The organism is Herbaspirillum frisingense GSF30 (assembly GCF_000300975.2).
GTDB classification, from domain to species: domain Bacteria; phylum Pseudomonadota; class Gammaproteobacteria; order Burkholderiales; family Burkholderiaceae_D; genus Herbaspirillum; species Herbaspirillum frisingense.
Genome location: NZ_AEEC02000053.1, coordinates 22,932 through 29,060, shown reverse-complemented (window position 1 = coordinate 29,060; position 6,129 = coordinate 22,932). Strand labels below are relative to the sequence as shown.

The 6,129-nt window shown below is 59.9% G+C and carries 6 protein-coding genes; 5 read left to right on the top strand and 1 reads right to left on the bottom strand.

Annotation, left to right across the window (positions count from 1 at the left end; genetic code table 11):
* Nucleotides 1–181: FAD-dependent oxidoreductase (locus HFRIS_RS25065; protein WP_152486745.1), on the bottom strand; the 181-nt coding region annotated here is incomplete at its 3' end.
* A 435-nt stretch (nt 182–616) separates the two neighbouring features.
* Between HFRIS_RS25065 and HFRIS_RS22975 the strand changes: the two genes are divergently transcribed.
* The 5 genes from HFRIS_RS22975 (at nt 617) to HFRIS_RS22955 (ending at nt 6,118) form a co-directional block, all read left to right on the top strand.
* On the top strand, nt 617–1,042 hold the full coding sequence (locus tag HFRIS_RS22975; RefSeq protein WP_006465415.1) for an acyl-CoA thioesterase: 426 nt from the start codon (nt 617–619) through the stop codon (nt 1,040–1,042).
* Between the two features lie 159 nt (nt 1,043–1,201).
* Nucleotides 1,202–2,353, top strand: a complete 1,152-nt coding sequence (locus tag HFRIS_RS22970) for an ABC transporter substrate-binding protein (RefSeq protein ID WP_006465414.1) — start codon at nt 1,202–1,204, stop codon at nt 2,351–2,353.
* Nucleotides 2,354–2,524: 171 nt separating this feature from the next.
* Nucleotides 2,525–3,415, top strand: coding sequence for a branched-chain amino acid ABC transporter permease (locus tag HFRIS_RS22965; protein ID WP_006465413.1), 891 nt, complete (start codon nt 2,525–2,527; stop codon nt 3,413–3,415).
* A gap of 4 nt (nt 3,416–3,419) precedes the next feature.
* Entirely contained in the window at nt 3,420–5,387 is a 1,968-nt protein-coding gene (locus tag HFRIS_RS22960) for a branched-chain amino acid ABC transporter ATP-binding protein/permease (protein WP_006465412.1), read from the top strand.
* 2 nt (nt 5,388–5,389) lie between these two features.
* Nucleotides 5,390–6,118, top strand: coding sequence for an ABC transporter ATP-binding protein (locus HFRIS_RS22955; protein WP_006465411.1), 729 nt, complete (start codon nt 5,390–5,392; stop codon nt 6,116–6,118).
* Nucleotides 6,119–6,129: the final 11 nt, after the last annotated feature.

Below are 6,129 nucleotides of genomic sequence, written 5' to 3'. Positions count from 1 at the left end.
CGCCGACTTCGCTGCCTTTTTCCAGCACGCAGACCGAGACCTCGCGATGTTGCTGGCTAGCCAGTTGCTTGAGGCGGATTGCTGCCGACAGCCCGGCCGGGCCGCCGCCAACGATGACCACGTCGTATTCCATGGATTCGCGAGGGCCGTATTGTGCGAGCAAGTCTTGAGAAGAAGTCATGGGTGTCCCGTGTTATGTGAACTGCCTGTTTTTCGAACGATCGTGCTATTGTTAAGTATTTTTCGATGAAACGCTAGAGGGGCGGCGGTAATTCGTCGAATTTCTTCGCCTTCCTGTGCGCAGGTCTGAAACAATGCGCGTTGAACAGCGTTTCACGGCGGCCATTGCACCGGTCTGAGTCGTTCCAGAATGCCGCGTATTTTATGGGATTTTGCCGGCGAGACTCATACCGGTTTGGCATCCGGCTATAACTCGCGCTTATGTTCCCGCTGAAATCTGTGCCAAGGGTGGCGCGGAGAGTCTGCGGTTGAATCCGGAATGAAGCGGAAAACAGGGGGTCAAGAAGAATCTGCTGCGTCAGAAAAGCGACGAGAACGGGCCGCCCGCATGAAAAATATTTCAGTCATCGATGAATCAAACCGGAAAGGATCACCCATGAGCAGTCAGGAAAGCACCGCAGCAAAACCACTTTTCGTTTCCCGCCAGAGCATTCGCTGGGGCGACATGGATGCGTTCGGCCACGTCAACAATACCGTCTACTTCCGCTTCATGGAGCAATGCCGCATCGAGTGGCTGGAAGAGGTCTTCGGCCCCACCATCGCGGGCGAGGAAGGACCGGTGATCGTCAATGCGCACTGCAATTTCCGGCGCCAGATGAAGTATCCAGCCACCATCGAGGTGCACATGCTGGGTGGCCACCTGGGACGCACGAGTGTGGAAACTACGTATGTCATCCGCGACGCCGACGATGAACAGATCATTTATGCTGACGGTGCCGCAAAAATAGTCTGGGTTGATTTCAAAAAAGAAAAGTCCACTGCGATGCCTGACAAGCTGCGACAGCTCCTGACAAGCTTGTAAGTTTGGCGCAAGGAAACTGCGACAGAATCGCCCCGACACTCCCGCAAGGAATCGCCAAAGAGCGAGGGGAGCGGAGAATTCGTTTCACACGGAGCGGGTTCAAAAAGTGCTACGCCCGTCACCGATGTGCTAGCCAACAATTACATTCTGGAGGATGACATGACATACAAGACCCAAGCCTTTGTTGCTGCCGCCCTGATGACGCTCGCAATGTCGTCGCAGGCAGCTGATCCGATCAAGATCGGTGTTTCTGGTCCGTACACTGGTGGTTCCGCTCCGATGGGCGTCTCCATGCGCGACGGCGTGAAGCTGGCCGTGGCCGAGATCAACGCCGCTGGTGGCCTGCTGGGTCGCCAGATTCAGCTGGTCGAACGCGATGATGAAGCCAAGAACGAGCGCGGCGTGCAGATCGCCCAGGAGCTGATCAACAAGGAAAAGGTGGTCGCCACCGTCGGCTTCATCAACACCGGCGTGGCCCTGGCCTCGCAACGCTTCTACCAGGAAGCCAAGATCCCCGTGATCAACAACGTGGCCACCGGCACCGTGATCACCAAGCAGTTCGAGAAGGAGAAGGACAATTACGTCTTCCGCACCTCGGCTGCCGACAAGATCCAGGCCAAGATGATCGCCGACGAAGCCGTCGACAAGCAGAAGCTGACCAAGGTCGCCATCCTGGCCGACTCCACCAACTATGGTCAGCTTGGTCGTGAAGACCTGGAAAAAGTCCTCTCCGACAAGAAGGTCACTCCGGTGGCCGTCGAAAAGTACAACATCAAGGACGTGGACATGACGGCCCAGCTGCTCAAGTCCAAGCAGGGCGGCGCCCAGGCGGTGCTGACCTACGGCATCGGCCCCGAACTGGCGCAGATCGCCAATGGCATGGAAAAGCTGAACTGGCACGTGCCTATCATCGGCAGCTGGCCGCTGTCCATGGGTAACTTCATCGACAACTCCGGCAAGAACGGCAATGGCGCCCGCATGCCGCAGACCTTCATCCAGGACGGCACCACTCCCAAGCGCAAGGCCTTCATCGAGGCTTACCAGAAGGCTTACAAGGTTGACCGCATGCCCTCGGCTGTTTCGGCTGCCCAAGGCTACGACTCCATCCTGCTGCTGGCTGCTGCCATCAAGCAGGCTGGCACCACCGACGGTGACAAGGTCCGTGCAGCCCTGGAAAACCTGAACACCAAGGTCGAAGGCGTGGTCACCACCTACGACAAGCCGTTCACCCACGACGATCACGAAGCCATCAAGCCGGGCATGGTCGTGATGGGCGAGGTCAAGAACGGCCGCGTCATCCTCGGCAAATAAGACTCGACTTGCTTCACGCACAGTAGTCGAAGAGGCCAGTCCTTGCGATCCGGGGGCTGGCCTTTTTCACACGATCTGTTGACGATTTCCTAACGGTCCGCCCTGGCGGTGCCGCGGCGTCGTCGCAGCTCTACGCCGCCACCCGGCGGTAGCCGCTTCTTGGGAAATACAATGGACATCCTCTTACAACTGGTCTTCTCCGGGATCGCGCTCGGCATGATCTACGCCGTGATCGCCTTCGGTTACCAACTGACCTTCGCCACGTCCGGCACGCTCAATTTCGGTCAGGGTGAAGCCCTGATGCTGGGCGCGCTGGTGGGCTTGTCGGTCGTGGGCAATATCCACGGCGGACCTTATCTCAACTATTGGCTGATGATCCCCATCGTGCTGGTGTTCGGCGCACTGCAAGGCATGTTCGTCGAATGGATCGGCGTGCGGCCGGCCATCAAGATCAAGTCCGAATTCGGCTGGATCATGTCCACCATCGCACTGGCCATCATCTTCAAGAACGTCGCTGAAAACATCTGGGGCAAGGACGACCTGCCGTTCCCTTCGCCGATCTCCGGCACGCCGTTCCAGATCATGGGCGCCAATGTGCAGCCCATGCAGGTGCTGGTGGTGATCGGCGCCTTGCTGATCATGGCGGCGGTCGAATTGTTCAACCGCAAGTCCATCTACGGCAAGGCCGTGGTGGCGACTTCCAATGACCGTGACGCTGCCGGCCTGATGGGCATCAACACCAGCATGGTGATCACGTTCTCCTATGCGCTGTCCTCGGCCACGGCGGCCTTTGCCGGCGTGCTGGTGGCCCCGCTGACCTTGACCGGAGCCACCATGGGGGCGGCACTGGGTCTGAAGGCGTTTGCGGTGGCCATCATCGGCGGCCTGACCTCGGGCATGGGCGCCATCGTCGGCGGCCTGATCCTGGGCGTGGCCGAGACCGTGACCGGCTTCTACATCTCGACCGGCTACAAGGAAGTTCCGGGACTGGTACTGCTGTTGCTGGTACTGGCTGTCAAACCTGCAGGCCTGTTCGGCAAAACTGCGATCAAGAAGGTCTGAAGCGATGAACAAGAAAATCCTGCTGCTGTCCTTGCTGGGCATTGTCGCGCTGGGCGGCATTCCCATGGTGGTGCACAACCCGTATTACCTGCACCTGATCGAAACCATCCTCATCTATGCCATCCTGCTGTTCGGGCTGGACATCGTGGTCGGCTACACCGGCCAGGTCTCGCTGGGGCATGCCGGCCTGTTCGGTATTGGTTCCTATGCGGCCGGCGTGCTGTTCTTCAAGCTGGGCATGCCCATCTTCGTGACCCTGCCGGCCGCCATCGCGGTGACGGCCGTGTTCGGTGCCATCCTGGCGCTGCCGGCCTTGCGCGTGACCGGTCCTTACCTGGCCATGGTCACGCTGGCATTCGGCACCATCATCCAGATCCTGATCAACGAGATGACCTTCCTCACCGAAGGTCCGCTGGGCATCAAGCTGCAGAAGCCCATGATCGGCGGCGAGAAGATGAGCGAAGTGCAGTTCTTCTATCTGGTGGCGATCCTGATGGTGCTGTCCATGATCGTGGTGCACCGCATTCTCAAGTCCAATCTCGGTCGTGCCTTCCAGGCATTGCGCGATAGCCCGATCGCCTCGGACTGCATGGGCGTGTCGGTGTATCGCTACAAGGTCTATGCCTTCATCATCAGTGCCGCGCTGGCGGGCCTGTCGGGCGCGTTGTATGCGTATTCGGAGGAGTACATCTCACCCAATACCTACAACTTCGAACTGACCATCCTGTTCCTGCTGGCAGTGATCATGGGGGGACGCAAGTCACGCATCGGTTCGCTCATCGGCGCGCTGATCGTGGTGATGCTGCCGAGCCTGTTGTCGGATATTGCGCTGTTCCGCCAGATCGCGACCGTGCTTGCGGTCATCGTGGTGGTAGGCGCAGGTGTACAGCTGGCCAAGAAGACCAAGACCCTGCGCGGCGTGGCCGTGCCGGTGGTGGCGACCATTGCCATGGCGGCCTTCTCCTACAAGCTGGAAAACATCACCGACTGGCGTCTGACCATCTTCGGTTTGATGACCCTGTTCGTCGTGTACTACCTGCAGGATGGCATCGTCGGCTTCTGTCGTAGCCTGTTCGGCCGTGTCTTGACCAGGCATGTGCCGGTGGCGCAGCAGATTGCCGGTGACAAGGAGCGTGCTGTCATCACGACCGACTCGGTCAAGGATGAAGGTGCAACCCTCCTGAAGGTCAACCAGATCCTGATGCAATTCGGTGGTCTGAAGGCGCTCAACCGCGTGGACCTGGATGTGCGCAAGGGGACCGTGCATGGCCTGATCGGCCCCAATGGTTCCGGCAAGAGCACGATGATGAACGTGCTCACCGGCATCTATCGTCCTACCGATGGTGCGGTGGAATACGACGGTCGCCAGATCTCCGGCAATACGCCCTCGACCATTGCCCTGGGTGGCGTGGCGCGGACTTTCCAGAACGTGCAACTGTTCGGCGAAATGACAGCCACCGAAAACGTGCTGGTTGGCTTGCATCACACCTTCAACAGCAACGTGGTCGATGTGATGGTCAATACGCCGCGCTATGTGCGGGAAGAGCAGGCCGCCCGCGAGCGCGCGGCTGCCATCCTTGAGTTCGTCGGTCTGGCCAACCTGGCCAACGAAGAGGCACGCAACCTGCCTTACGGCAAGCAGCGCCTGCTGGAAATCGGTCGTGCCCTGGGGCTGAACCCGAGCCTGTTGCTGCTGGACGAGCCGGCCGCCGGCCTGACCGCGCCCGACATCAAGGAACTCATTGCCATCATCCGCAAGATCCGCGAAGCCGGCATCACCATCATCCTGATCGAACACCACATGGACGTGGTCATGTCGATCTGCGATACCGTCACCGTGCTCGACTTCGGCCAGAAGATCGCCGAAGGCAAGCCGGCCCAGGTGCAAGCTGACCCCAAGGTCATCGAAGCCTACCTCGGCAGTGGCGCAGGCGATGCCCATGACAACACATCCAGCCCCGCGGGAGCCTGAACATGCTGACTATTTCCAATCTGCACGCCGCTTACGGCAAGGTCGAGGTGCTGCATGGCATTTCCATGGACGTGCCCAAGGGCAAGGTGGTGACACTGATCGGCTCCAACGGCGCCGGCAAGACCACCACCATGCGCGCCATCTCCGGCATGATCAAACCGAAAGGCGGGGAGGTCACGCTCGGTGGCAAGAACATCACCGGCCTCGATTCCCACCGGATCGCCCGCTTCGGCCTGGCCCATTCGCCGGAAGGGCGGCGCGTGTTTGCCACCATGAGCGTGACGGACAACCTGTTGCTGGGCGCTTTCCCACGTTTCACCCGGGCGCGGCCCAAGGGAGATATCGCCCACGATCTGGAGCGGGCGCTGGAGTTGTTCCCGCGGCTCAAGGAGCGCCAGACCCAATTGGCCGGGACGCTCTCTGGCGGCGAGCAACAGATGCTGGCCATGGCGCGTGCCGTGATGTTGAATCCCGAGGTCATCCTGCTGGACGAGCCCTCCATGGGGCTGGCGCCGATCCTGGTTGATGAGGTGTTCCGTATCATCTCGCGGCTCAAGGAGCAGGGCGTGACCATGCTGCTGGTCGAGCAGTTTGCGGCGGCCGCGCTCAATGTTGCGGATTACGGTTATGTGTTGGAGAATGGAAAGATCTCCGTACATGGACCCGCCGACAAGCTGCAGAACGACCCGGCGGTCAAGGCCGCCTATCTGGGCGGTGGGGCGCATCACTGATGAGCTGAATT